Here is a 25,180-nt window from a genome sequence, read left to right as displayed (position 1 = left end):
TGCGGCGGGCGGAGGGACTACGCCGTGGCGTCCGCCACCGCGGCCAGCAAGTCCTCGCCGGCGACGTCGCTCGGGACCTCGACGACGCGCTCCACCGCGCCCGCGATCCGATCGCATGAGTCCATTCGGTAGGGGTCCGTCCCGTCGGAGTACCCCCCGTCTCCGCCGACGACGACCGCGACGTCCGCGTCGGCGGCCAGTTCGCTCGCCGCCGCCAGCGACTCGTCGTCGACGCCGGCGAAGGGCGGGACGGTCACTACCCTCGCGCTCGCGTCCGCGGCGGCCACGGCGGCGGCGTCGCCCTCGGGAACGACGCCGAGAGAGGTCTCGTGGCCGGCGGCCGCGAGCCGCGCCACGACCCGCGCCGCGTCCGGGCCGGTACCGACGACGTGGACCCGACGGGAGTCGACTTCGGACCGCGGGAAGGCCGTGACCGCGGGCGTCCCGGTCGCCGGGTTCCGGCCGACGAACGCTTCCGCGTCGAACGCGTCGCGGACCGCCGCGGCGTCGAGCACGTCCGCCGGCGGGCCGTCGGCGCGGACCCGGCCGCCGGCGATGACGACGATCCGGTCGCAGTAGCGGGCCGCCATGTCGAGGTCGTGGATCGCCGCGATCGCGGCGCGGCCGTCGTCGGCGATGTCGCGGACCAGTTCCATCGTCGCCACGGCGTGGTTCACGTCGAGGCTCGCCGTCGGCTCGTCGAGCAGCAGCGTCGGCGTCTCCTGAGCCAGCGCCCGCGCGAGGAGGACGCGCTGGCGCTCGCCCCCCGACACCTCGGTTATGGACCGGTCGGCGAACCGTTCGACACCGGCGGCGGCCATCGCCTCGTCGACCGCGGCCGCGTCCTCGGCGTCGTGTCCGTCGAACCGCCCGAGGTACGGGGTTCGACCCATCTCGACGACGTGGCGGACCGGGAAGTCGAAGGAGAGCCCGGTCTCCTGCGGCACGCTCGCCACCCGGCGAGCGACCTCGCGGGCCGACAGCTCCGACGTCGGGTCGCCGTCGAGACGCACGTCGCCCTCGTCGGCCTCGAGCGCCCCCGTGATCGCTCGGAGCGCGGTCGTCTTTCCCGCGCCATTCGGACCGACGAGACCGACGAGCGTTCCCCGCTCGACGGTCAGGTCGACCCCGGAGACCGCCTCGATGTCACCGAAGGAGACGGTCAGATCGCGGACGGCGACGAGCGGACCGCCGGCGGAGGGGCGGTCCGCGGCGTCGCCATCGCCGGTGTCGTCCGCGGCGGCGACGCCGGCGGTGGCGTCGTCCGCGGGACCGACGTCCCCGCTCACAGCTCGTACACCTCGCGGTTCATCAGCAGGTAGACGAAGAAGGGCGCGCCGACGGCGGCAGTGACGACGCCGACCGGCAACTCGGCGGTACCGGAGCGGGCGGCGGTGTCGGCGGCGACGAGGAACGCCCCGCCCGAGAGCGCCGCGGTCGGGAGCAGTATTCGGTGATCGGGACCGACGACGAGCCGGAGCATGTGCGGGACGATCAGGCCGACGAACCCGATGATCCCCGCGAACGCGACGCCCGCGGCCGTGATCAGCGCGCTCGTCGCGAGCAGGATCCGCTTCGTGCGCTCGACCGCTATGCCGAGTCCACGGGCCTCCTCCTCGCCGAGCAGCAGGACGTTGAGATCGCGAGCGTACGCGAGAAGCACCGCGAAAAGCGGCGGGACGACGAGCGCCGCGACCGCGACCTCGCTCCAGGCTGCCCCCGAGAGGTGGCCCATCAGCCACGCGACGATCCGTCGGAGCGACTCGCCGGCGCGCAGTTGGAGGTACGAGATGACCGCGCCGAGGAACGTCTGGACGGCCACGCCCGCCAAGAGCAGCGTCGCGACCGGAGTCCGGCCGTGCCGGGTCGCGATGGCGTACACGCCGAACGCCGCGACCAGCGCGCCGACGAACGCGAACAGGCTCACGCCGGCCCCGTAGGAGACGCCCACGTCGACCGCGCCGAGAAGCGGGAGCGTCAGCGTCGTCGACAGCGCGACCGGGAAGACGATGAACGACACCGCGCCGACGGCCGCGCCCGAGGAGACGCCGATGATCGACGGGTCGGCCATCGGGTTCCGGAAGAACCCCTGCATCACGGTGCCCGCGGCCGCGAGCGAGAACCCGACGAGCGCCGCGAGCAGGATCCGCGGGAGCCTGACGAGCAGCACGATCCGGCGGTGGACGTCGTCGACCGGGAACGCGAACGGCGACCGGTAGGCGAACTCGACACCGGGGAGCGCGAGCGGCCCGACGCCCGCCGTGCCGAACTCCACGCCCGCGGGCACGACCGCCGCGTTCAAGACGATCTTCAGCACCTCCGCGGGCGGGATCCGAACCGGACCGATACCGGCGCTGACGACGACGACAACGGCCAGCGCGGCCGCTAACGCGGTCGACCACGCGACGGCTCGACGCCGGACTCGCATTCGATAGGCAACAAAACTTGTAGTAGGTAAATACTTATTGGACCGCCCGTGTCGATACGTCGATGCGAGACAGCTTCGCGGTCACGGTCGCCCTGCTCGTGACGACGGCCCTCCTGGGCGGCGTCGCGGGCGGGGCGGCGGGCGCACAGCCGACGATCGAGACGGGAGAGGCCACGGAGATTCGCGGGACGGGGATCCATCAGACGGGGACTCACCAGACGGACGACGCCGCGTGTTCGTTCCCGCTCGAGACGACCGACGCGACGGGCGAGACGATCGCGCTCGAGGAGCGACCGGAGCGGATCGCGACGACGAACCCCTCGGCCGCACAGACGCTGTGGGAGATCGGCGCGCGCGACCGCGTCGTCGGCGTGACCCAGTACGCCGCGTACCTCGACGGCGCGGGAGGGAAGGCGAACGTCTCCGCGGCGGGACTCGGCGTCAGCGTCGAGCGGGTCGTCGACACCGATCCCGACCTGGTGTTGGCACCCAACGCCTCCGCAGACCAGGTCGAGGCGCTCCGGAACGCCGGACTCACGGTGTACCACTTCCCCGAGGCGACTAACGTCGACGACATCGCCGACAAGACCGAGACGGTCGGCCGACTCGTCGGCGAGTGTGACGCCGCCGCCGAGACCAACGCGGAGATGAACGACACCGTTGAGGAGGTCCGGAACCGGACCGCTGACCTCGATCGGCCGGCCGCGCTCTACCCGCTGGGGAGCGGGTTCGTCGCCGCCGGCGACACCTTCATCGACGAGCTGATGACGATCGGCGGGGTCGAGAACGTCGCCGCCGCCGAGCACGAGGGGTACCCGCAGCTCTCGGCCGAGGTCGTCCTCGAGCTGGATCCCGAACTCATCCTCGTCAACGATCCCGACGCGCCGATCATGGACGAGGAGCCGTACGCGAGCACGACCGCCGGCCGGGAGGGGAACGCGGTCGTGGTCGAAGTCCAGTGGCTGAACCAGCCGGCACCCCGCAGCGTGATGGAGACGACCGCGACCATCGCGGACGCGGTCGAGGAGTACGACGCGAGCAGCGAGGAGGGCGATCAGAGCGCCGATGACGGCTCGTCGGGAACGGGAGAGGCGGCTCCCGGATTCGGAGTCGTCGCCGCGGTGCTGGCCGTGCTCGCGACGCTCGCCGTCGGCGTGACCCGCCGGCCGTAGGGGGGGCTCGCCGGCCGTAGGGAGCTCACCGATCGTGGAAACAGACTCCGCGAGCCACACCTGCCGGGGGTCTCAGACCCCCTGTCCCATCAGGTGGCTGCGCAACACGTCGGGCGTCTTGAGTCCGGCGTCGGTGTTGAGCAGGACGACCGTCTCGTCGCCGTCGAAGTAGTCCTCCTCGGCGAGTTCCCACGCACCCGCCGGCGCGGCCCCGCCGGCCGCGCCCATCTCGATCACCTCGTTCTGGGCGACGGCGACCGCACTCGCGAGGACGTCCTCGTCGTCGGCCGTCACCGCCGTCCCGCCGCTCTCCTCGATCGCCTCCAGGGCCTCGCGGCCGCCGGCGGGATCGGGGATCTCCAGTTCGCCGCAGATCGTGTCGGGCGTGGACCACGGCTCAGGCTCGTCGAGCCCGCGCTCGATCGCGGCCGCGATCGGGGCACAGCCGCTCGCTTGAGCCGCGACCAGCCGGGGAACCGCGTCGATCGCGCCGATCCGCGCCAGCTCGGCGAAACCCTTGTACACGCCCGCGAGCACCTCGCCGGTGCCCGTCGGGACGACGACGGCGTCGGGCGCGTCCCCGAGGTCGGCGACGAGTTCGAACGCGACCGTCTTGATCCCTTCGTGGCGGTAGGGAGTCGCGAACTCGTTGAGGTCGGTGTAGTCGGTCTCCAGTTGGTCGTCGACGGCGGCGGCCGCGTCGGGATAGCGCCCGCCGACCACCCGCATGTCGCCGCCGTGGACGTTCGTCATCGCCTTGTTCGAGAACGCGCACCGCGACGGGACGAACGCGTATGACCGCAGGTCCGCCCGCCCCGCGTACGCCGCCATCGACTGCCCGGCGTTGCCGGGGCTCGCACACGCCAGCGGCTCCACCTCGCGGTCGGCGGCGACTCCCGCGACCGCGGTCATCGCGACGGAGAGCCCGCGGTCGAGGACGGTTCCCGTCGGGTTTCGCCCCTCGTCTTTGACGTACACGCTCGCGACGCCGAGTTCGTCGGCCAGCCGCTCGGTCGGAACCAGCGGCGTCGACCCCTCGCTGGCGGAGAGTCCGGTCGACGCGGGGAACGGCAGGAGCGCGTCGTACCGCCAGTGGCCCGCCACGGCTGGCTCGCCGTCGTCGACGACGCTTCCGCCACTTCCATCGAGGAAGGTCTCGGGGTCGATCGCGTCGTAGTCGTAGGTCGCCTCGAGGTGGTCCGCGTCGTCCGGGAGTTCCGTCGGGTCGGCCGTCTCGTACACCCGACCGGACGCGCGACTCTCCAGCCCGCGGAACGTCTCCGTCGTCTCCATACGCGACCTTGCGGCGGCCGCGACTAATCGCTTCGCTTCCCGTTCGAGCGGTGGGGGCGGTTCGTCCCGCCGCAGAACCGATCAGCCGAGAGCGACGGGACGTCCGGTCACCGCTTCGATCCTCACTCGACGACCTCGACGACCCCACGCATCCCCTGCGTCTGGTGCGGGGTACAGACGTACTCGTGAACGCCCGCCTCCTCGAAGGCGTGCTCGAAGGTGTGGCCGGCCTCGTCGGTCAGCTCGGACTCGAAGGCCCCGTCGACGTCGACGACGTTGTGGCCGCCGCCCTCGCCGGTCCACTCCCAGACGACGGTCGTCCCGGGATCGATCCGAACGTTCGCCGGCGAAAAGGAGAGCCCGTTTCCGGCCCCGACGGCGACCTCGACCGTCTCCCGCCCGGTTCGATCGACCGGCTCCGCGTCCTCACCGCCTCCGCCCGTTCCGCCGGTCAACCCGGCACATCCGGCGAGGAGGGCGAGCGAGGCGGCACCACACGACCCGACGAGCGCGCGACGGCTGCGTTCGACCATGTGGTGGGGACGCCGCCGATCGGGTAAAACGTCTCGGCCGCTCCCCGGCGATGGGAACGGGTTTTTCACCGATAGCGCCGAAGGCGTTCGTATGAGTGAGTGGACCGACGCGATCGTCGGCGAGCGAATGACCGTCGACAACGAGTTCAACGACCGCGTGATGGCCTCCCGGTTCTCCAGTCAGGAGTGGGGACTGATCATGACCGCGGCGGAGTTCGAGATCGAGGACTCCGGTGACCCCGAGGCGGCGCGGATCGTCGCCGACACCTCGAACCTCCCCGCGATCATGCCGGAACTGGAGAACGTCCGGTCGCAGGTCGCCGCGATGGGCGGCGGGGCCGGCGCGGGAGGCGGATCCGGTGGCTCCGGCGACGGCGGCGGCGGGATCGTCGACTCGATCAAGGGAGCACTCGGCCTCGGCGGCGGAGGCGGCGGCACGAGCGACGAGGAGCTGGAGGCGGCTGAACGGCTCCTCGAGGAGTACGCCGAGGAGCTTCAGGCGCACCTCGAGCAGGTCGGCAAGTGGGAGCAGGTGCGGGTCGCTTACCAGGAGTGATCGCCGGATCCGCCCGGACCGTACGCCGCCTCCGACTCCGCCCCGACCGCACGCCGCCTCCGACCCCGCCCCGACCGCACGCACGCCGGCCGCTGCCGCGGTCGACGGATACAACCGCCGAGCGGTCGAACCTCTCCACATGACCGATCTTCCGCTGGAACACGTCCACGTCGCTCCCGACCACGACGCCGGCCCCGCCCCGGCGGTCTTCGTGCTCCACGGCCGCGGCGCCGACGAGGAGGACCTCCTTCCGGTCGCCGAGTCGCTGCCGGACGACCTTCACGTGATCAGTCTCCGCGCGCCCGACCCGCTCCAAGGAGGCTACACGTGGTACGAGCTCGACCTCTCCGGCGGCGGACTCCACGAGAGCCAGCCGCACGTCGAGGACTTCCGCCGGAGCCTCGATCTGATCGACGAGAGCGTGTCGGCCGCGACCGACGCCTACGGCCTCGACGCCGACCGGATCGGGCTGCTCGGGTTCAGTCAGGGTGCGATCACGAGCCTCTCGCTGCTCTTGGAGACCCCCGATTCCTACGACTGGGTCGTCGGGCTCCACGGCTACCTGCCCGACTCGCACCTCGATCTGACTCCCGAGGGGATCGAGGGGAAACCGGTCTTCGTCGGTGCCGGCACGGGCGATCGCGTGATCCCCGATTCGAGGGCCGAGGCGGCAGCCGACCGGCTCGCCGAGATCGGTGCGGACGTGACCTACGAGACGTACGCGACCGGCCACGGGATCGGGCAGGCGGAGCTCGCCGACGTGGTCGCGTTCGTCGAGGCGCGGCTTCGGTGAGAGAGTGACGGCGGTCCCCGCGCTACTCCGCCGCTCCACCCGAGACGTCGATCGGCTCGGTACACCAGTGACAGAAGTCGAGATCCGCGTCGGTGTCGCGGCCACAGTGGGGACACTCGATCGTCGACGGGACCGCCCCCGGCGACTTCGTTCCGGCGTCGGAGCCGGTTCGTCTCGCACCTCTTTCGTGCCCCCCGGATCCGGTGTCGGAGACGTCGGCCGCGTCACCGTCCGTTCCGGACCGCTCGACCGTGCCGGTTCCCGTCCCGGTCCCTTCACCTCCATTCGCGCCCGTGGGCGCGCCGGCGGCTCCCCGTCGGCGGTCGTAGCGACGGTTGTTCCGGATCGCGAGGACGTACGCGTCAACGACGCTGGCGAGCACCGCGAGCAGACCGGGCGCGATGTCGACGGCAGGCGGCGTTTCCCGCGCCAGCAGCTGGTCGACGGCCGCGTCCGGCACGAGGAAGACGAGCGTCGCCGTGATCACGGCGTACCAGCCGAACGCGCGGGCCCACCGCCGGAGGTACGCGTGGCCGAGCCCGGATATCAACAGCGCTAACAGCACGGCGAGCCACGGTCGCCGTCGACGGATCTCGCTCATGTCTCGGCGGTACGGACTCCGGTACCCTGTAGTTGTCCCTCTCTCGGTGCGTTTATCCCTCCGAGGCGCCGAGTCGGCGTATGGCAGGGATCCCGACGACGGAGCTCCTCACGGGGCTCCGGATCGCCCTCCTCGCTGTCGCCTACTGGGGCGGCGGGTTCGTGGTGGCGTACCTCCTGTACAGGCGGTGGCGCGGCGACGGCCCGCGCGACACCGACGGCGAGGCGGACGACTAGCCTCGACGCGGCCCGCGAGATCGCGGGAACGACCCTCGCTTCCGCTTCGGCCACGCTTTTGCCGTCGCCCGCCGGAGGACCGGTATGACCGACACGGCGCTCGTCATCGGCGGCACGCGATTCATCGGCCGACACGCGGTCGAGGATCTCATCGAGAACGACTACCGAGTTACGACGCTGACCCGCGGGAACCGCGAGGACCCGTTCGCGGACGACGATCGAGTCTCGCACGTCGACGGCGACCGGACGAACGACCGCGACCTGGAGGCCGCGAAGCTGTCGGCGGATCCCGACGTCGTGATCGACTGCGTGGCGTACCACCCCGCCGACGTCGAGGCCGCGACCGATCTCTTCGCCGACGTCGACGCCTACGTGTACGTCTCCTCCGGGGCGGCCTACGGGGCCGAGCACGTCCCGAAACGCGAGGGCGAGACGCCTCTCGAGGAGTGTACGTCCGAACAGGCGACCGACGATAGCGACGCGACCTACGGCAACCGGAAGGCCGCGGGAGACCGGGGGGTCTTCGCCGCCGCCGAGGACGGGGTCAACGCCATGGCCGTCAGGCCGTGTATCGTGTACGGTCCCCACGATCACACCGAGCGACTCGACTACTGGATCGACCGCGTCCTCACGTGCGACCGCGTGGTCGTCCCCGGCGACGGCCAGAACCTCTGGCACCGGGCGTACGTCGAGGACGTGGCGCGAGCGCTCCGGGTCGTCGCCGAACGGGGCGATCCCGGCGCGGCGTACAACGTCGGTGACCGTCGAGCGCTCACCCTCGAGGAGACGCTGGAGACGATAGCCGCGGTCGCCGACACGACGTGTACGGTCGTGCCAGCGAGCGCGGACGCCCTCGCGGCGGGCGGGCTCGAGCCATCCGACTTCACGCTGTACCGGGAGTACCCGCACCTGCTCGACACGTGCGCGCTCGCCGACCTCGGCTGGGAGTCGACGCCCGTCGAGGAGGCGATGGCGCGGAGCGTCGCCGACCACCGCGAGTCCGACCGTGACGGCAGCGAGTGGGACCCCGGCCGCGAGGCGGAAGAGCGGGTTCTGGGTGTGAAAGACACGATATGAGGGGACGGCCCGACCGTGGGCCGCCGTCGACACCTGATTTCCGGTGAATCGGCGCGATCCCTCTCGGCACAAGACACAAGACCTCACGTACCGGATCCGGAGACATGCAACCCTCCAAGGAGCGGGACGCCGAAGAGGCGGTCGACGCCGGAGAGGGCGATCCGCTCGACGACCTCGACGACCTCCTCGACGACGACCTCTCAGGAGGTAGATCCGGTGCTTCCACGGACTCGACCGCCCCCGCGGACGCGGGTTCCGTGTCCGGGTCGAGCGGAGGCGGTCGGGTCGGCGTCGACGGTCGCTGGTTCTCGTTGAAGGCGTTCGGCGTCGCCGTCGTCGCCGTCGCCGTCGGTACCGTCCTCGCCGGGCTGGTTCCGCTCGTCGGCGGGACGATCGGCGCCGTCGCAGGCGTACTGCTCGGGACGTTTCTCGTCGGGCTGGCGTTCTCCTCGTCAAACTACGTGGAAACGGGTCTCGCCGGGGCGCTCGCGGGGGCCGGAACTGCCGTCTCGAGCGTGCTCGGAATCGGGTTCCTCCCGATCGGAATCGACTACCTCGGCCAGTGGGGGCTCCCGCTTCTCGCGGTCGGCGGCGGAGTCGGACTCCTCTGTGGACTCGTCGGCCACTATCTCGGTCGTGACCTCCGGACGGGGATCACGGGCGATCTCCCGGAGTGAGATCGGGTACTCGGGATCGGACGCGGTGACCGGCGCCGAGCATTCCTCGCAGGGCGACACCGGCAGGTCCGTGTCGCGTCGATCCACGCGCTTCGACGGCAAGTGCGTCCTCCGAGCCGCTACGACCGGATCGGCCCGAAATCGCGGTGCGTCGCGAGGTAGGCGGCGATCTCGCGGCGCTCCAGTGCGGCGAAGCCGGCGAGAATGGCGACGAACCCGAGGATCGCCTCCCCGCCGATCAGGTGTCCGAGCACGACCCAGCTCCCGACGGCGGCGACGAGCGGCTCGACGTAGCTCACGAGGTGGAGCTGGGTCGGGCCGACCGCGTCGAGGAGCGCGAAGTAGAGGAGGAACCCGACGATCCCCGAGAGGACGGTGAGATACGCCAACGAGACCATCGAGGTCGCGTTCCACACGATCGACGCGGGCGACTCGCCGGTGACGGCCGCCCCGCCGAAGAGCAGTCCCGCGCCGGTGACCATCGCCCACCCCTGGAGCGCGGCGATCGGGAGGTCCGTTCGAAGCGGACGCAGGAGGACGGCTCCCACCGAAAAGGAGACCGCGGAGAGGAACACCAGCGCGACGCCCAGAAACTCCGGGGAGAGAAAGCCGAGGAAACCCGCTCCGCCGGCGGTCGCGAGCCCCGCTCCACCGGGGTCGGCGATCACGGCGACGCCGACCACGCCGAGGACGAACCCGGCTATCTCGAGGGCTCCGATCCGCTCGTTGGGCAACAGGAGCGCGGCGAACGCGGCGGTCAACACCGGCGAGAGACTGACGATCACGGCGGCGATCGCCCCCGAGACGTGAAGTTCGCCCACGTACAGGAGGCCGTGGTACGCCGCTATCACGAACCCGCCGGCGATGCCGACGCCGAGCCACTCGTCGCGACCACGTGGGACCCAGCGGTCGGAGACGACGGTCGCGTACGCCAGCACGGCGATTCCGGCGAGCGCGTATCGAATCCCCGCGAAGAGCAGTGGCGGAAAGTACGCCAATCCGGCCTCGATCGCGACGAACGAACTGCCCCACAGCGTCGCGAGCAGCAGGAACGCGCCGACGGCGACGGTGGGAGATGAAAGGAGGTCTTTCGAGTACATTGGATACTACAACCACTTACGAGGATATATTTAAACTAATCTCTTACAGAGGACGATATTTTGAATGAATAAACATACATATGAGGCATCTCCAACATCGATCCGAATTGATCGGCCGATGTTGAATTATACTCCGAGTATGTCGGTCGGAATATATACGGATCCGTAACTCGAACGCCGAACATGGACGAGCGCGACGTGCGACTGTTGAAGGCGATCGCGGATCTGGGAACCGGGAGCCCGGAGGCGCTTCACGAGGCCACGGGCATCCCTGTGTCGACGATCCACTACCGGCTGAACAACCTCCGAGAGTCGGGGGTGATAGAGAACGACCTCTACGACTTCGATCACGAGGCGCTCGGGCTCGGCGTCACCGTCATCGTCGAGGTGCTCGCCGACTACGACGACTCCCACGAGGAGTTCGCCGAACGGCTCCTCGACATCGAAGGGGTCACCGAGGCGTTCTTCACGATGGGCGAGACCGACTTCGTCGTCATCGCGCGGCTCTCCTCGTCGGACACCGTCGAACGACTCATCAGCGAGTTCGAGGCGATAGACGGCGTCGAGCGAACCAATTCGACGTTCACCATCTCCACCCTCCGCGACGAGTCGCGCGCGCCGGCGACCTACGATCTCGACACGCTGATCGATGAGCTGACCGAGTCAACTACCCCGCCCTAACGCTCGCTTGCGCTCGCGTTTGAGGACGGGGCTTGTCCGTGGACTCCCGCTCTGACCGAAGCTCGGTGGGCGGTGTACTCGCCACTCGCGTTCAACGTCCCAGACTTCAGGGCCAGTTGACCGTGGCCCAACCCAGAGGGGCGTTTGCCCTCTGGTAAAGTTACTAATCGCATTCCGATGTTCTTCGCCGCGTTGTAATCACCGTCGTACTCCTGCCCGCAATCGTTGCACTCGAACCAACCAGTCTTGCTATCGCGGTTTGTACTCGACTGATGACCGCACCGAGAACACGTTTGGCTTGTAAACGCCGGATTCACCGCGACGAGCTCGATGCCGTATTCTTGGGCTTTGTACTCGATTTGTTCTTGTAGGAGGCGGAACGCCCAGTTGTGCATCTGACGCTTCACTTGTCGATTCCGATTCGACATGTGCTCACGGATGTTGGTGAGGCGTTCGACAGCGATGTATCCGCAGTCGTGTTCGAGGGCTTCTTCGACTACTCCGCGAGAAATCGTGTGGAGTTGGTTCAGCACGAAGCGGTTTTCTCGCCCCGACACTCCTTCGAGTGTCCGTTTGGCGGAGCGAGTGCCTTTGTGCTGTAAGGCTCTCCGAACGCGGAAGTAGTGATTCTGACCCCACAACAAGTCGCCGCCATCGAAAAAGCGTCCCGTGCTTGTGACGGCGACGTTCTTCAGGTTCAAGTCCACCCCCAACACGCTGTCGCTCTCTGCCGATTCCACCTCTTTCCGAACGACGATGTGGAGGTAGAACGCATCCTCGTCCTCGCGGTAGTGGAGCGTCCCCATTCGCTTCTCATAGTCGTCGTCATCGAGGTAGGATTTCTGGTAGTCTCCGAGAACGTAGTCCACGGCGACTCGACCGTTGACGGTTGAGAGTGTGGCCGACCTGTCCTTGATAGTCAGCGTTCGCTTGTCATACACCGCTGATGGTTGGGTGTACTGAGGGACGGGGCGACTGTTGCCTTTCTTCCAGTCTGCGACGGTACTCTTGAGCATTTCAACGGCTTTCGAGTAGGCGCGAACACAGAGGTTGGCAGGAAGGTCGGTTTCGTCTCTGAGGTCGTAGTACACTTTGTCGTGTATTTTGGACTTGTTGAGAACGAAGTACCCTGACTCGTCCCTGCCGTTCTGGACGGTGTAGTTGACTGCGTGGTTGAACTGTTCGATGGTCTGATGGAGGTCGTCCCGCCGGTCGTCGGGAACGTCGAGTTTGACGGGAACTGTTCGGTCAACCTCCATTACAACTTCACATACGAAGTAACATTTATAAGATGTGTGATTGGATTGGGATGTGTCGGCTCCTCCCCTCCCTACTCACTCGCTTCGCTCGTTCCTTGAGGAAGGGGCCTCCGCCTTGAACCGAAGGTGACACCGCCCCGACCCGATCCGACGAGCCGGTCCGTCACGCCGCGACCGGAGCGGCCGACGGGCCGTTCTCCTCCGCCCACTCGTCGATCTCGGAGTCCTCCTCGGGCTCGTAGCTGCCGAGCGTCTCGCTCCGGTCGAACGCCACCGGCTCCCAGACGACTTCGACGGACTCGTCGCCGGTGGCATTGGGAACCGACACTCGATCGTTGGGACGGACGACTCCCTCCCCGGGCCAGTTTCCGAACGTCACCGAGTCGTCGGGGTCCTCGCCGCGGACGTACAGTTCCTCGGCCGGGATCGGCTCGGGGCCGACCGCGGTGACGACGAGGCTTCCGTTCTCTCGTTCGACCTCGAACTCGGCGTCCGGCGGGGCGACCCCGTCGATGAGCCCGAAAACCGCGGCACCGACGACCGCCAGCACCAACACCACGATGCCGACGAGCACGCCGGTCCCCGCCATCGGTGCGAACCCTCGCTCGTCGTCCCGATACCCCCTCATTCGTCTCCCGCTCCGCCGGGGACGGTATAAGCGTTTACCCGCCGGCTATCAGTCCGGATAACGACGGGTCGGGAGCGATCGAACCGGAACCCGGTTATTCGGGGACCCCGTACCACCGCGCGTGAACTCGTGGATCGAGAACCCGGAGGGCGGGCGAGATCGTGGCCTTCGGGGGCTGGCGCGCGCGTGGGTCGAGGTGCTGGTCAGACCGGGACGCTTCTTCGCGAACGGCATCGCTCCCGGGGACCAGGCGCCGGGACTGACGTTCGCTGCGGCCGTCGCCGCCGCCTTCACGCTTGGCTGGGTCGCAACCGACCCGACCGCGGTGCCGGGGATCGCCGGGAGCCCCGCGCTCTCGGCGGCCGTCGTCGTGTTGGTCGTCACTGCGCTCGCGGCCCCCGTGGGGCTCCACTTGACCGCCGCGGTCGCGACGGTGTCGCTCGTGGTCGCCAGCTTGGAGTTCGACGGCGGGATCTCGTTTCGCGAGCGCGGCGGCGTGAGCGAGACCGTACAGGTGGTCGCGTACGCGAGCGCACCCATGGCGCTCGCCGGGCCGCCCATTCCGGTCCTCAGGGTCGCTTGCGGCGGATACGCGACGCTTCTGCTGTTGTGGGGGTTCCGCGTCGTCCACGAAACGACGCCGGCCCGGACGCTCCTGGCGGGGCTTCCGGCGGCGGCCTTCGGATACGGTGTCGGGTATCGGGTCGTGTCCGCGGTGCGGTCGCTCCTCGACGCCGCACCCGTCGGCTGACTCTTCGAGCACTTCCCGGCCGACTCGCCGGTGTGACGGGTGCCAACGGCCCCCGTCCGGACGGCTTTCGACAACCGTTTTAGGCGTGAGACACTCGAGACACGCAAATGGGATCCTGTATCATCTGTGGCGTCGACGTCGACGGCCGCATCTGCCGCTCACACCAGGAGGACGTGGTCTTCGACTTCCGCGGCGACAGCCCGGACCAGCTCGTCGCGAACCGATTCTACCGCGGCGTCGTCGACGGCTACGCCGAGTTCGGCGTGTTCATCGACCTCGCGCCCGGCGTCACGGGACTGCTCCACCGCTCGGAGCTGGACAGGCGGCTCGACAGCCTCGAGTGGGAGCCGGGCGACGACGTGTTCGTCCAGGTGAAAGGCGTCCGGGACAACGGGAACATCGACCTCTCGTGGTCGATCCGCCAGACCGATCGCGAGTTCCGCGGGGTGCTCGTTCAGGACGGCGACACCGAGTACGTGCCCGATGAGGACGAGGGCGCTGAGGACGCGGATGCCACGGATTCGGAGGACGTGGATTCGGAAGACGAGGACGCAGCGCAGACGTCTAAGGCGACCGAGGAGACCGCGGGAGACGGGCCATCCGGCGCGTCGGACGCGAGCGACGACGCGAACGCCGAGACCGGAACGGCCGCGGACGAGACCGCCAGCGACGAGAGCGATGAGAACGCCAGCGACGGGAGCGACGAGAGCAACGAGAACGAGGAGGCGGAGACCGAGGCGGTGTCGACGGCGGACGCGGAGTACGACCGCGTCGACGTCGAAACGCTCGCCGACGCCGTCGGCGAGACGGTCCGACTGGAGGGCGAGGTCGTGAGCACGCACCAGACGGGCGGACCGACGATCTTCGAGCTCCGTGACGCGACCGGCGTCGTCGACGCGGCCGCGTTCGTCGAGCCCGGCGTCCGAGCGTACCCCGAGGTCGAGGTCGGCGACGCGATCCGGATCGACGGGGAAGTCGAACGCCGTCGCGGCGACATCCAGGTCGAGACGGAGGCGCTCGCGGTGCTCGAGGGCGAGGACGCCGAGGCGGTCCGCCGCCGACTCGCCGAGGCGCTCACCGCGAAGGCCCGCCCCGAGGGGCTCCAGCCGCTCGCGGGCGACGAGGCGGTCGCCGGGCTCGGCGAGGGCCTGCTCGACGCCGCCGAGGCCGTCCGGCGCGCGGTTCTCGAGTCGCGCCCCATCGTGGTTCGTCACCCGGCCACCGCGGACGGCTACGTCGCCGGCGCGGCGGTCGAGCGCGCCGTGCTCCCGCTGATCCGCGACGAGCACGCTAAGAGCGACGCGGAGTACCACTACTTCACCCGCCGGCCGACGGAGGAGCCGGTGTACGACATGGACGCGGCGACGAACGACGTCACGCGAATGCTCCAGGACCGCGACCGCCACGACGAGAAGCTCCCGCTCTTCTTACTCGTCGGCACCGGCTCGACCGTCGAGTCCGCCGACGGGCTCGACCTGCTCTCCGTCTACGACGTGGAGGCCGTCGTCGTCGACGCCGCGGTCGCGGACCCCGAGACGCGCGAGCAGGTCGACACGCTCGTCTCGCCCGAGCTCGCCGAGGTCGACGACGACCTCTCGACGGGCGCGCTCGTCGCGTCGCTCGCGTCCGCGGTCAACGACGAGGTCCGCTCGGATCTCGTCCACCTGCCCGCCGTGAGCTACTGGGCGGACGCCCCCGACCGCTACGTCGACCTCGCGCGAGACGCCGGCTACGACCGCGAGCGTATCGCGGAGCTCCGCGAGGCGGTCGCGCTCGAGGCGTACTACCAGTCGTACCAGGACAAACGCGAACTCATCACCGACCTGCTGTTCGAGGACGGCGGCGACCTCGCCGCGCACGTCTCCGAGCAATTCCGCGAGAAGCTCGAGACCGAGATCGAGACCGCGAGCGCCAACGTCGTCACCGAGTCCGTCGACGGCGTCGAGTTCGCGCTGCTCGACACCGACGAGTACACCCACCGGTTCGACTTCCCGCCGACGCCGCTGCTGTTGGACGACCTCCATCGGCGGAACGCGAACGGCGACCCGTTCGCCACGGTCGGCATCGGCACCGACGAGCTGTACGTCCGGTCGACCGCGGACCTGTCGGTGCGGGAGGTCGCGGCTCGCGCGGACGAGATCGCCCCCGCCGCGGACGTCTCGACCGCCGGGCTCCGCGAGGGCAAGATCGGCTTCCTCTCCGGCGAGCGCGACGCCGTGGAGGACGCCGTCGTCGCCGCCATCGCCGAGCAGTTCTAGGGTCGCTCGCCGCTCGTCGCCCGCCGTCGACTCCCTTCTCACTCCGAGGTCGCCCGCCGGAACGGACCGGGCGGCAGCCGGAGCTCGTCGAGCTCCGGGAGGTGTTTGACGTTGAAGACGACCTTCAGGTCGTCGGAGAGCGGGTAGCCGTTACACGAGAGCCGGAAGCCGCGCTCCGCGTGCTCCTCCGAGAGGATGTGGTTCGCGGGCTGGGAGAGTTCGCCCTCGACGAGGTAGACCGCGCAGTTCGCGCACGCGCCGCCGCGACACGAGAAGGGCCAGGAGAACCCGCGGTTCTCGGCGGCCTCGAGCAGGCTCTCGTCGGGTTCGACGAGCAGGCGACCGTGGTCGGCCGGGGCGAGGTCGGCGTCGGCGGCCTTCGCGAAGAGGTCGTCGTCCTCGAGACCCCACCCGCGGTCGGCGACCGCCTCGTAATCGAGGAACTCAACGCGGATCGATCCCCGTCCCTCCTCCTCCTCCGTGAGGTCGATGTCGGCGGGATCGTCCCCCTCGACTCCGTTCTTCCCCCCTCTGTTCAGGTCGCGCTCGGACAGCTCCCGGTAGGCCCGCCTGACGAGTTGGAACTCCTCGACCGACCCGCCCGTGTCCGGGTGCGCCTCCTTCACCCGCTCGCGGTAGGCCCGTTCGACGTCGTCGTCCTCGGCGTCCTCCTCGAGGTCCAAGACGTCGAACGGGGAGACCATTCGGTGTCATCCCTAACCGATCGAGACACATAAACGTCTCACAACCGCCGCTCGCCGCCGGTATCCGGAGCGATATGGCTCGCGAGCGTCGCGCCCGAGCCGTGAAGACGTCCGGGGATCCCGTCGATCGATCGTTTCATACTGCCGGCACGATTGGGTACGAGTACGCATGACACGCGACGATCGGATCCCCGTCACCGTCCTCAGCGGATACCTCGGCGCCGGGAAGACGACGCTCGTGAACCACCTGTTGGAGGACCCGGGCGACCGACGGATCGCCGTGATCCTGAACGACATGGGCGAGGTGAACGTGGACGCGGAACTGATCGCGCGCGAGAACGACGAGGAGGGCGTGATCGACCTCTCGAACGGCTGTATCTGCTGTCGGCTCCAAGACGACCTGCTGACGGAGGCGGACGCGCTCGCGGACTCCCGCGAGTTCGACTACCTCCTCGTCGAGTCCTCGGGGATCTCCGAGCCGGTCCCGGTCGCGCGGGCCTTCCTCGACGGGACGGAGGGTTCGGAGATCGATCCGACGGAGCGGTTCCGGCTGGACACGATGGTGACCGTCCTCGACAGCTACGGGTTCTGGAAGGAGTTCGACGCGGGCGCGGACCTGCCGGGCGGTGCGAACGCCGGGGCGGGCGCGGACCGCCCGCTCGCCGACGTGCTCGTCGAGGGGATCGAGTTCTGTGACGTCCTGCTCTTGAACAAGACCGACATGGTCCCCGACGACGTGATGGACCGGATCGAGTCGGTGGCCGACAGGCTCGGCCCCCGCGCCGAGCGGATCCGGACGACCTACTCCGAGGTCGACCCCGAGCGCGTGCTCGACACGGGGCGGTTCGACTTCGAGGAGGCGAAGCGCTCGGCGGGCTGGAAGCGCGCCATCGCCGAGAGCGAGGCGGAAACGGGCGACGGCGGAGAGGGCGACGACCACGCCGACCACGAGCACGCACACGGCGGTCACGCACACGATCACGCCGAGGGCGCGGCGGCCGCCCACGGCGTCGACTCGTTCGTCTACCGCAACGGCGACCCGTTCGCGCCGGGAGCGTTCGCGGACTGGCTCGGCGACTGGGACGGCTCCGTGATCCGTGCGAAGGGGTTCGTCGCCGTCGCGGGCTCCGAGGAGGTGATCGGCGTGAGTCAGGCCGGCCCGTCGGTACAGGCCGGTCCGATCGGCGAGTGGGACCCCGAAGACGACAGACGAACGCGGCTCGTCCTCATCGGCGAGGACATGGACGAGGGTCGGCTGCGGGCGGAACTCGACGATCTGACGGTCGCGAGCGAGGCGAGCGAGGGTGACGGCGACGGCGACGACCGGACCGCCGAGGACGTCTTCCCGATCTGATCTCAGTCGGTCACGACCCGTTCGATCCGGTCGGACGGGGCGGGCGCGGTCGCCGAGTGGTAGAACGCCTCGCCGGTCTCCGGCTCGAAGAGGTGGAGTCGCTCCGAGTCGTAGGTCACGGAGACGGTCCCGCCGGGATCGAGCGACGACCGCGGTTCGGCGCTCATCTTGAAGGTCGCGTCCCCGACCGAACAGTGAACCAGGAGGCTGTCACCGAGCGGCTCCGTGACGTCGACCGTCGCGTCGAACTCGGTCTCGCCGAGATCGGGCCGCTCGCGGGCAAGATGGAGATCTTCGGGTCGAACTCCGAGGACCGCGTGGGAGCGATCGCCCGCATCGGGATCGGCGAGCGACTCGGTCTCGCTCCCGCTCCCGGTCTCGTCCGCCGCGTTCCCCGCCGGAAGCGGTATCCGGAACGCGTCGTGGACCGCGACCCCCTCCTCGACCGCCACGTCGATCATGTTCATTGCCGGGTCGCCGATGAACTCCGCGACGAACCGGTTCGCCGGGAAGTCGTACAGCGACTGGGGCGGGTCGACCTGCTGGATCCGTCCGTCGTCCATCACGACGACCCGTTCGCCGAGCGTCATCGCCTCGGTCTGGTCGTGCGTGACGTAGACGGTCGTCGTGCCCAGTTCGGCGTGGAGCTGCGTGAGTTCCGCGCGCATCTGGATCCGCAGCTTCGCGTCCAGGTTCGAGAGCGGCTCGTCCATCAGGAACGCGTCCGGGTCGCGGACGATCGCCCTGCCGAGCGCGACGCGCTGGCGCTCCCCGCCGGACATGGCCTGCGGTTTTCGATCCAGGAGATCGGTGATATCGAGCGTCTCGGCCGCCTCCGCGACGCGCCGGTTGATCTCCTCGTCGGTGAACGACCCGCCGGCGTTCATGCCGAACGTGACGTTCCGTCGACCCGTCATGTGCGGGTACAGCGCGTAGTTCTGAAACACCATCGCGACGTTCCGGTCTTTCGGCTCCGTGCCGGTGACGTCGCGGTCGTCCATGCGGATCTCGCCGTCGGTCGCCGTCTCGAGCCCGGCGAGCAGCCGAAGCGTCGTGCTCTTCCCGCAGCCGCTCGGGCCGACGACGACGAGGAACTCGCCGTCCCGAACCGTCAGGTCCAGCCCGTTCACTGCGACGACGTCGTCGAACTCCTTGCGGAGGTTTCGTAGCGTTATCGTGGTCATGTCATTTCTGTTGGATCGCGAACGTCTCTAAGAGCGGTTTCCGGAAGAGGATCATGAGCGCCAGCGGGGGCAGAAGCGTCAACACCGAGCCGGCCATCACGAGCGACCAGGAGAGCTGGCCCCCCTGGACGTCGCCCTGGAGCAGCTGGAGTCCGACCTGTGCGACCTGGTTCGCCTCCGAGTCGATGATCACCAGCGGCCAGAGGTACTGGTTCCACGCGTAGACGAACATGATGATCGAGACGCCGACGAGGACGCCCCGCGACATCGGGACGAGCACCTGGAGGGTGAACTTCACCGGGCCGACGCCGTCCAGCTTCGCGGTCTCGACGATCGAGGTCGGGATCGAGAGGAAGTGCTGTCGCAGGATGAAGACGGTCGTCGCGCTCGCGATGTACGGCACCGTGATCGCGAGCAGGCTGTTGCTCCAGCCGAGGTCGTTCATCAGCTGGAACAGCGGGACGAACCGGACCGGAACGGGCAAAAGCAGCGTGAACAGGACGAAGAGGAACACGAGGTCCTTGTACGGAACCCGGTAGTAGACGATCGCCATCGCGGCGAGTACCGAGACGACGAGCTTCCCGACGACGATCACGACGGACATGAGAAGCGAGTTCCACATGAACCGGCCGAAGCCGTAGTCGACGATCGCCTCACGGTAGTTCTCGACCGCGTACGTCCCCGGAAGCAGGTCGGGCAGGCTCGTCACGATCCCCTGTTGTTTCGTGCTCACGACGACCGTGACGAGGATCGGAAAGAGGACGAGGCCCGCGAGCAGCCAGAGCTGGAAGTGGATCCCGGCGGCTCCGAGATCCGTCGTCGATTCGGGCGTTTCCGAACCCGTCTCGGCTCCGATCGCCGCACGAGCCGACTCGAACCGCCGTTTCGCGTACTGGATCGCTCCCGTCATCTCAGGCACCGTAGTAGGAGTACTCCTCGGTCAGTCTGAACTGGACGGCCATCAGGGCGGCCACCACGAGGAACAGTACGACCGACTTCGCCGAGGCGGTCCCGAAGTTGAAAAACGAGAACGCCTCCCGATAGAGGTCGAATATCAGGACGTTCGTCGCGTTGGAGGGACCGCCGCTCGTCAGCAGGTCGACGAACGCGAACGTGCCGAAGAACGCGTAGATCGTGTCGATGATCACGAGGAAGAACAGCGTCGGCGTCATGATCGGGACGTACACCGAGACGAGCCGGCGGAGCCGGCCGACGCCGTCGAGTTCGGCGGTCTCCGTGAGCGCGTCCGGGATGTTCTTCATCGCCGCGATCATGAATATCACGTTGTAGCCGATCTGTTTCCAGATCGCCGCGAGCGCCACCACGACGAACGCCTGCGGTCCGTCGTTGAACCAGTCGAGTTCGATCCCGAGCGCCTCGATCGGTCCCGTGAGCACGCCGAGCGTCGGGTGAAAGATGAACAGGAACACTAACGCGCCGACGGCGGGAGGCAGCGCGTACGGCCAGATCACGGAGATCAGGTACCACCCCTGTCCGGCGTCGACCTCGTGGATGAGGAACGTGAGGTACAGCGAGACGGAGATCACCCCGACGACCACGATCGCCGCGAAGATCACGGAGAGCAGCACGCTGGAGTGGTACTCCGGGTTTCCGAGCAGCGAAGCGTAGTTCTCGAGGCCGACGAACTCCGGCACGCGGCCGAAGCCGGAGTCGAAGAAGCTGGTCCGGAACGCGAGCGCGGTCGGATAATAAAGGAAGACGAGGGAGACGATCGCCGTCGGTGCGAGCAGGAGGGCGGCCTCCAGCCGTCCGTCGAATATCTCTCGTGTGGACATCGGATCGATCGACCTCGATCACTCGTAGTAGTCGCTCAGTACGGACTCGACCTCCGACTTCATCGCCTCGATCTCCGACCCGACGTCGTCGGCGTTGACGATGTCGACGGATGCGTTCTGGATCACCGTCTGAACGTTTCTCGCCGGGCCGAGCAAGGCGCGCTTCGTGGCGGGGTCGGAGGCGTCCCCGTTCTGGAGCTGTTCGAGCGCGACGTTGTACATCGGGTTCTCCTCGAACCACCCCTCCTCTCGGAGTGACTCGACGGACGGCTGGGTGATCGGGTAGTACCCCGAGCCCTTGTGCCACTCCGTCTGGACCTCCGGTTGGGCCATGTACCGGAGGAGCTGCCCGATCTCCTCGTACCGGTCCGCGGGGAGCCCCTCCGGGACGTAAAACGACGCCCCGCCGATGACCGGTCCCACTCGCGTCTCGCTGATTCCGGGATACGGGGCGGCGTCGACGGTGAAATCTTCGGAGTCGGCGATCAGCCCCGCGACCGACGCGGTGCTCGTGAGGACCATCGCGGCCTCCTCTTCGATGAAAAGCGAGGTGGCCTCGCCCCACGCCTCGATGCCGGGGTTGGTGTAGAGGCCGTCGTCGGCCATCCCCTTCCACCACTCGTAGAGGTCGTAGACGGCGTCCGGCGTGTAGAACGTGGAGGGGTCGCCGGCGTGGCCGTTCTCCGCGTCGGTCATGAGTTCGCCCTCGAAGCCGTACCACGTCTCCACGAACCAGACGTGGTTCGGCCACGTGATCCCGTACTGAGTGACGCCCTCGTCGACGAGCGTCTCGGATGCCGACCGTACCTCGGCGAGCGTACTCGGCGGGTCGTCCGGGTCGAGCCCCGCCTCCTCGAAGGCGTCACGGTTGATGTACATGATCGCGTTCGAGTTGTTGAACGGGAGCGAGGCGAGCTCGCCGTCGACGGTGAAGAACTCGGTGACGTTGTCGAGGAAGACGCCCGTGTCGAAGTCGTCGGGGAGGATCTCGGCGACCGGCCGAACCTGGTCGGTGTCGAACACCTGCTGGGCGAACAGGCTGTCGACCTGGAACATGTCCGCGACGTTCCCCGAATCGAACGCCGCGAGGGTGTTCGTCAGGACGTTCTCGTAGGAGTCCTGAAACTCCATGTTCGCCGCGATCCCGTGTTCGTCCTCGAAGTCCGTCGCTATCTGATCGAGCGTCTCGCCGTTAGTGCCGCCCATGGCGTGCCACGCCGTGAGCTCCTCGGCGACCGGCGAGAACTCCGCCGCGCTCCCCCCACCGAGGCCCATACATCCCGACAGCCCGGTCGTCGCGGCCAGCGTCGCCCCGGTCGTGGCGAGCGTCCGTCGGCGTGAGATCCCGCGCGTCGCGTCGTTGTTGGACGTCATGCGACCGAACGTGACGAAAGCGGCCTAAAAGCCTCTGCTAAGAGGTGTACGGACGGATCAGAGTCGTACGGAGCGGTATATACCCTGCCGTCCGGTTCAGCCCGTCGCTCGTGCGCCGGTCACGACCACCGATCGAGCAGCCCGGCGTAGTCGGCGATGACCCCGTCGACGCCGGCCGCGGCGAGCCAGCGGGCCTCGTACCACGTCTCGGCCGTCCAGACGTTCACGTCGCGACCCTCCGCGTGGGCGGTCTCCACGAGGTCGACGCCCGCGGTCCCCGCGTCGTCGGTGAACGGCGTCCCCCGGACCATATCGATCGGCGGGTGGACCGCCTCGGCGTCGTGCTCGCGGGCGATCGCCAGGCCGTCGTCGACCGACTCGTGAAGGATCGGCGCGACCGGGTACGACGACGCCTCGCGGCTCGCCGCCAGCGCGGCCTCGCAGAACGACGAGAGGAGGATCGCGTTGTCGTGGCCGTCGAGGACCTCCACGACGCGTTCGACGAACGGCCGCCATGCCGCGGTCCGCTCGGCTAACTCGTCCCCCGAGAGCTTCTCTCCGGGTCGCAGGTCGGCGCGGCCGGGGTTCTTCAACTCGACGTTCACGCCCACGTCGGCGGGCACGGCCGCGAGCACCTCCCGCAGGATCGGGACCGTCTCGCCGCTTCCGAGCACCTCGGCGTCAGTGACGGTTTCGGTGTCCGTCTCCCACACGACCCCCTCGGCGTCGGTGAGCCCGAGCGCGCCGCCGGCGCGCCCGGACAAGCGGTCGTCGTGAAAGACCACCACGTCGCCGTCGGCGGTCGGGACGACGTCGACCTCGACGAGGTCCGCTCGTCTGGGGTCGGGAACGTCGCGGCCCGCGGCCGCCTCCATCGCCGCGACCGTGTTCTCGGGGTTCTCGCCGGCGAACCCGCGGTGCGCGATGAGCGCGGGATCGGCGTCGGGATCCGGCTCGGGAAGGTCGACGGCGTCCGTCGGGGTTCCGCCGTCCGTGTACGCGAGTCCGAGCGCGCCCGCCGCGGCGACCCCGGCGGTCCCCGCCAGGAGGGTCCGCCGCCGCGCGTGGAGCTCTCTCGTGATGGTGGACGAGGCGTCGGCCGGCGAGTCGGCGTCGTCGGGTCGGGTCATGAGTCGTGGCTGCCGCGTCGCGAGTATAGGACCTGCTATGTGGTCTCCCGAGGGCTCCGTACCGGGACGTACCGGTCGCGTCGCCGCCGCGTCGTCCGATCGGTACTCGGTCGCGGCCGCGAGTGCCCCGTTCAGATCCCGAGTTCCGCCTGGAGGTCGTCCCAGTCCTCGTGGAAGCCGTGGGTGGACTCGGTCTCGGCGCCGACGGCGGACTGGTACACCTCGTCGTACTGGAGCAGTTCGCCCCACCCGTCGTGGAACGCCCAGTTACAGTATTGGCACATGTATCGGCGAACGCCCCGGTCGGTCATAAGCGTTGGCGGCGGCGAAAAAACGGGAGAACGGTGCGTCGTCGTGTCGGCGTCGCGGCCGGCTCAGGGCTCGAGTAGGACTTTCGTGACGCCCTCCTCGCGAGCGTCGAACGCCTCGTACATCTCGGGCGCCTCCTCGAGGTTGACCCGGTGGGAGACGACCCAGGACGGGTCCGCGCGCCCCTCGATTATCATGTCGCGCAGGTACCGGTTGTACGCCTTCACGTTACACTGACCGGTTCCACACTTGAGGCCCTTCTCGAAGAACTTCCCGAAGTCGATTCCGAGCCGCCCCTGTGCGGCCATGTCGTCCGGCGCGCCGGGGTCCTCGGGGACGTACAGCCCGGGAACGCCGAGCTGGCCGGTCGGCCGGACGACCCGGATCAGGTTGTTGATCACGACCGCCGGGTTCTCCTTGGCCGGCTGGTAGGAGTAGTCCTCCGTCTCGGTGTCGACGTCGTCGGGGTCGGTCGCCTGGTACCCGACCGCGTCGACTCCCTTGTCGACCATCCCCCCGTGTACGTCGATGATCTGATCGACCGGGTCGCCCTCGGAGAAGTCGATCGCGTGGGCGTCACAGTGCTCCTCGGCCAATTCGAGCCGGCTCGGTACCTGATCCACCACGTAGATCTCCGCCGCGCCCTTGATCTTGGCGCTGTAGGCGGCCATCAGCCCGACCGGACCGGCCCCGAAGATCGCGACCGACTCACCGGGCTGGAGGTCGGCCAGCTCGGTGCCGTGCCATCCGGTCGGGAAGATGTCCGCGAGAAGCGAGAACGCGTCCTCGTGTTCGCGCCCTTCGGGCAGCTTCAGCGCGTTGTGGTCGGCGTACGGAACGCGGAGCTTCTCGGCCTGTCCGCCGGGGTACGGTCCCATGGCGACGTACCCGTACGCGCCGCCGGCGAATCCGGGGTTGACGTTGGTACAGAAGCCGGTGTACCCCTCCTCGCAGTTCTGACAGAACCCGCAGGAGACGTTGAAGGGCATCACCACGCGATCGCCCTCCTCCAGCGTGGAGACGGCCTCGCCGACCTCGCTCACGACCCCCATGTTCTCGTGGCCGAAGACGATCCCCTCCTCGGCCGCGGTTCGACCCTCGTACATGTGGAGGTCCGACCCGCAGATACAGGAAGTCGTGATGTCCACGACCACGTCGTTCGGGTGCTCGATGTCCGGTTCCTCCACGTCCTCGACAGCGACCTCGTACGGTCCCTGATACACTACTGCTTTCACGAATGATCCATGAGAACAGTGGGCACCACGTGACGTAAGTCTATTTACACG

26 protein-coding genes are annotated in these 25,180 nt (G+C 68.5%); 10 read left to right on the top strand and 16 right to left on the bottom strand.

Going from position 1 to position 25,180, the window contains the following annotated elements:
- Positions 1 to 17 precede the first annotated feature (17 nt).
- A complete protein-coding gene (locus FN829_RS09035) occupies positions 18 to 1,289 on the bottom strand; it encodes an ATP-binding cassette domain-containing protein (RefSeq protein ID WP_142986652.1) in 1,272 nt (423 codons plus the stop codon).
- A complete protein-coding gene (gene btuC, locus FN829_RS09030) occupies positions 1,286 to 2,428 on the bottom strand; it encodes a vitamin B12 ABC transporter permease BtuC (protein ID WP_142986651.1) in 1,143 nt (380 codons plus the stop codon). Before btuC ends, FN829_RS09035 begins: the two co-directional genes overlap by 4 nt.
- Before the next feature lie 62 nt (positions 2,429 to 2,490).
- Between btuC and FN829_RS09025 the strand changes: the two genes are divergently transcribed.
- Complete coding sequence (locus FN829_RS09025) at positions 2,491 to 3,600, top strand: PGF-CTERM-anchored ABC transporter substrate-binding protein (protein ID WP_142986650.1); 1,110 nt, start codon at positions 2,491 to 2,493, stop codon at positions 3,598 to 3,600.
- A gap of 72 nt (positions 3,601 to 3,672) precedes the next feature.
- Here the strand turns inward: FN829_RS09025 and FN829_RS09020 are convergent, their stop codons facing one another.
- Both FN829_RS09020 and FN829_RS09015 read right to left on the bottom strand, forming a co-directional pair.
- Complete coding sequence (locus FN829_RS09020; protein WP_142986649.1) at positions 3,673 to 4,893, bottom strand: threonine synthase; 1,221 nt, start codon at positions 4,891 to 4,893, stop codon at positions 3,673 to 3,675.
- 122 nt (positions 4,894 to 5,015) lie between these two features.
- A complete protein-coding gene (locus FN829_RS09015) occupies positions 5,016 to 5,426 on the bottom strand; it encodes a halocyanin domain-containing protein (RefSeq protein ID WP_142986648.1) in 411 nt (136 codons plus the stop codon).
- 91 nt (positions 5,427 to 5,517) lie between these two features.
- Between FN829_RS09015 and FN829_RS09010 the strand changes: the two genes are divergently transcribed.
- Entirely contained in the window at positions 5,518 to 5,982 is a 465-nt protein-coding gene (locus FN829_RS09010; RefSeq protein WP_142986647.1) for a DUF5799 family protein, read from the top strand.
- Between the two features lie 139 nt (positions 5,983 to 6,121).
- Positions 6,122 to 6,775, top strand: coding sequence for an alpha/beta hydrolase (locus FN829_RS09005; protein ID WP_142986646.1), 654 nt, complete (start codon positions 6,122 to 6,124; stop codon positions 6,773 to 6,775).
- Between the two features lie 22 nt (positions 6,776 to 6,797).
- On the opposite strand, the gene FN829_RS09000 is transcribed toward FN829_RS09005, so the two are convergent.
- On the bottom strand, positions 6,798 to 7,376 hold the full coding sequence (locus FN829_RS09000) for a zinc ribbon domain-containing protein (protein ID WP_142986645.1): 579 nt from the start codon (positions 7,374 to 7,376) through the stop codon (positions 6,798 to 6,800).
- A gap of 80 nt (positions 7,377 to 7,456) precedes the next feature.
- Here FN829_RS09000 and FN829_RS15900 point away from each other — a divergent pair, with 80 nt between their 5' ends.
- The 3 genes from FN829_RS15900 (at position 7,457) to FN829_RS08990 (ending at position 9,366) form a co-directional block, all read left to right on the top strand.
- Positions 7,457 to 7,612: a hypothetical protein gene (locus tag FN829_RS15900; protein ID WP_185955726.1), complete on the top strand. Its 156-nt coding sequence runs from the start codon at positions 7,457 to 7,459 to the stop codon at positions 7,610 to 7,612.
- Positions 7,613 to 7,696: 84 nt separating this feature from the next.
- Complete coding sequence (locus tag FN829_RS08995; protein ID WP_142986644.1) at positions 7,697 to 8,689, top strand: NAD-dependent epimerase/dehydratase family protein; 993 nt, start codon at positions 7,697 to 7,699, stop codon at positions 8,687 to 8,689.
- 104 nt (positions 8,690 to 8,793) lie between these two features.
- A complete protein-coding gene (locus FN829_RS08990; RefSeq protein WP_142986643.1) occupies positions 8,794 to 9,366 on the top strand; it encodes a hypothetical protein in 573 nt (190 codons plus the stop codon).
- A 119-nt stretch (positions 9,367 to 9,485) separates the two neighbouring features.
- Here FN829_RS08990 and FN829_RS08985 read toward each other — a convergent pair whose 3' ends face one another.
- Positions 9,486 to 10,466 carry a DMT family transporter gene (locus FN829_RS08985; RefSeq protein ID WP_142986642.1) on the bottom strand — a complete coding sequence of 327 codons (981 nt, stop codon included), beginning with the start codon at positions 10,464 to 10,466 and terminating at the stop codon, positions 9,486 to 9,488.
- A 183-nt stretch (positions 10,467 to 10,649) separates the two neighbouring features.
- Between FN829_RS08985 and FN829_RS08980 the strand changes: the two genes are divergently transcribed.
- Positions 10,650 to 11,147 (top strand): Lrp/AsnC family transcriptional regulator, encoded by a 498-nt coding sequence (locus tag FN829_RS08980; RefSeq protein ID WP_142986641.1) that lies wholly within the window; start codon positions 10,650 to 10,652, stop codon positions 11,145 to 11,147.
- Here the strand turns inward: FN829_RS08980 and FN829_RS08975 are convergent.
- Positions 11,144 to 12,406, bottom strand: a complete 1,263-nt coding sequence (locus FN829_RS08975; RefSeq protein WP_221929829.1) for an RNA-guided endonuclease InsQ/TnpB family protein — start codon at positions 12,404 to 12,406, stop codon at positions 11,144 to 11,146. The two genes, FN829_RS08980 and FN829_RS08975, sit on opposite strands and share 4 nt — an antisense overlap.
- Positions 12,407 to 12,569: 163 nt before the next feature.
- Positions 12,570 to 13,034: a type IV pilin gene (locus FN829_RS08970; RefSeq protein WP_142986640.1), complete on the bottom strand. Its 465-nt coding sequence runs from the start codon at positions 13,032 to 13,034 to the stop codon at positions 12,570 to 12,572.
- Between the two features lie 121 nt (positions 13,035 to 13,155).
- Between FN829_RS08970 and FN829_RS08965 the strand changes: the two genes are divergently transcribed.
- Both FN829_RS08965 and FN829_RS08960 read left to right on the top strand, forming a co-directional pair.
- Positions 13,156 to 13,785, top strand: coding sequence for a YIP1 family protein (locus FN829_RS08965; RefSeq protein ID WP_142986639.1), 630 nt, complete (start codon positions 13,156 to 13,158; stop codon positions 13,783 to 13,785).
- Positions 13,786 to 13,892: 107 nt separating this feature from the next.
- Positions 13,893 to 16,043: a DHH family phosphoesterase gene (locus FN829_RS08960; RefSeq protein ID WP_142986638.1), complete on the top strand. Its 2,151-nt coding sequence runs from the start codon at positions 13,893 to 13,895 to the stop codon at positions 16,041 to 16,043.
- Positions 16,044 to 16,081: 38 nt separating this feature from the next.
- Here the strand turns inward: FN829_RS08960 and fer are convergent, their stop codons facing one another.
- Positions 16,082 to 16,747, bottom strand: coding sequence for a ferredoxin Fer (fer, locus tag FN829_RS08955; protein WP_142986637.1), 666 nt, complete (start codon positions 16,745 to 16,747; stop codon positions 16,082 to 16,084).
- Between the two features lie 169 nt (positions 16,748 to 16,916).
- On the opposite strand from fer, the gene FN829_RS08950 reads away from it, so the two are divergent.
- The gene (locus FN829_RS08950; protein ID WP_142986636.1) at positions 16,917 to 18,101 is read left to right on the top strand and encodes a CobW family GTP-binding protein; all 1,185 of its coding nucleotides are present in this window, start codon (positions 16,917 to 16,919) and stop codon (positions 18,099 to 18,101) included.
- A gap of 2 nt (positions 18,102 to 18,103) precedes the next feature.
- Here FN829_RS08950 and FN829_RS08945 read toward each other — a convergent pair whose 3' ends face one another.
- The 7 genes from FN829_RS08945 to FN829_RS08920 form a co-directional block, all read right to left on the bottom strand.
- Positions 18,104 to 19,285 (bottom strand): ABC transporter ATP-binding protein, encoded by a 1,182-nt coding sequence (locus FN829_RS08945; protein WP_142986635.1) that lies wholly within the window; start codon positions 19,283 to 19,285, stop codon positions 18,104 to 18,106.
- 1 nt (position 19,286) lies between these two features.
- The gene (locus FN829_RS08940; protein WP_142986802.1) at positions 19,287 to 20,195 is read right to left on the bottom strand and encodes a carbohydrate ABC transporter permease; all 909 of its coding nucleotides are present in this window, start codon (positions 20,193 to 20,195) and stop codon (positions 19,287 to 19,289) included.
- Between the two features lies 1 nt (position 20,196).
- Positions 20,197 to 21,081, bottom strand: a complete 885-nt coding sequence (locus FN829_RS08935) for a carbohydrate ABC transporter permease (RefSeq protein WP_142986634.1) — start codon at positions 21,079 to 21,081, stop codon at positions 20,197 to 20,199.
- 18 nt (positions 21,082 to 21,099) lie between these two features.
- Positions 21,100 to 22,287, bottom strand: coding sequence for an ABC transporter substrate-binding protein (locus FN829_RS08930; protein ID WP_142986801.1), 1,188 nt, complete (start codon positions 22,285 to 22,287; stop codon positions 21,100 to 21,102).
- Positions 22,288 to 22,574: 287 nt separating this feature from the next.
- Positions 22,575 to 23,585, bottom strand: a complete 1,011-nt coding sequence (locus FN829_RS08925; protein WP_142986633.1) for a glycerophosphodiester phosphodiesterase — start codon at positions 23,583 to 23,585, stop codon at positions 22,575 to 22,577.
- 131 nt (positions 23,586 to 23,716) lie between these two features.
- On the bottom strand, positions 23,717 to 23,869 hold the full coding sequence (locus FN829_RS15895) for a hypothetical protein (protein ID WP_185955725.1): 153 nt from the start codon (positions 23,867 to 23,869) through the stop codon (positions 23,717 to 23,719).
- Positions 23,870 to 23,959: 90 nt separating this feature from the next.
- Positions 23,960 to 25,129, bottom strand: a complete 1,170-nt coding sequence (locus FN829_RS08920) for a glutathione-independent formaldehyde dehydrogenase (protein WP_142986632.1) — start codon at positions 25,127 to 25,129, stop codon at positions 23,960 to 23,962.
- Positions 25,130 to 25,180: the final 51 nt, after the last annotated feature.

It is taken from the genome of Halorubrum cibi, assembly GCF_900182635.1.
GTDB lineage: Archaea > Halobacteriota > Halobacteria > Halobacteriales > Haloferacaceae > Halorubrum > Halorubrum cibi.
Note: the sequence above shows the minus strand (reverse complement) of the source record. Positions and strands in the feature narration are given on the sequence as shown.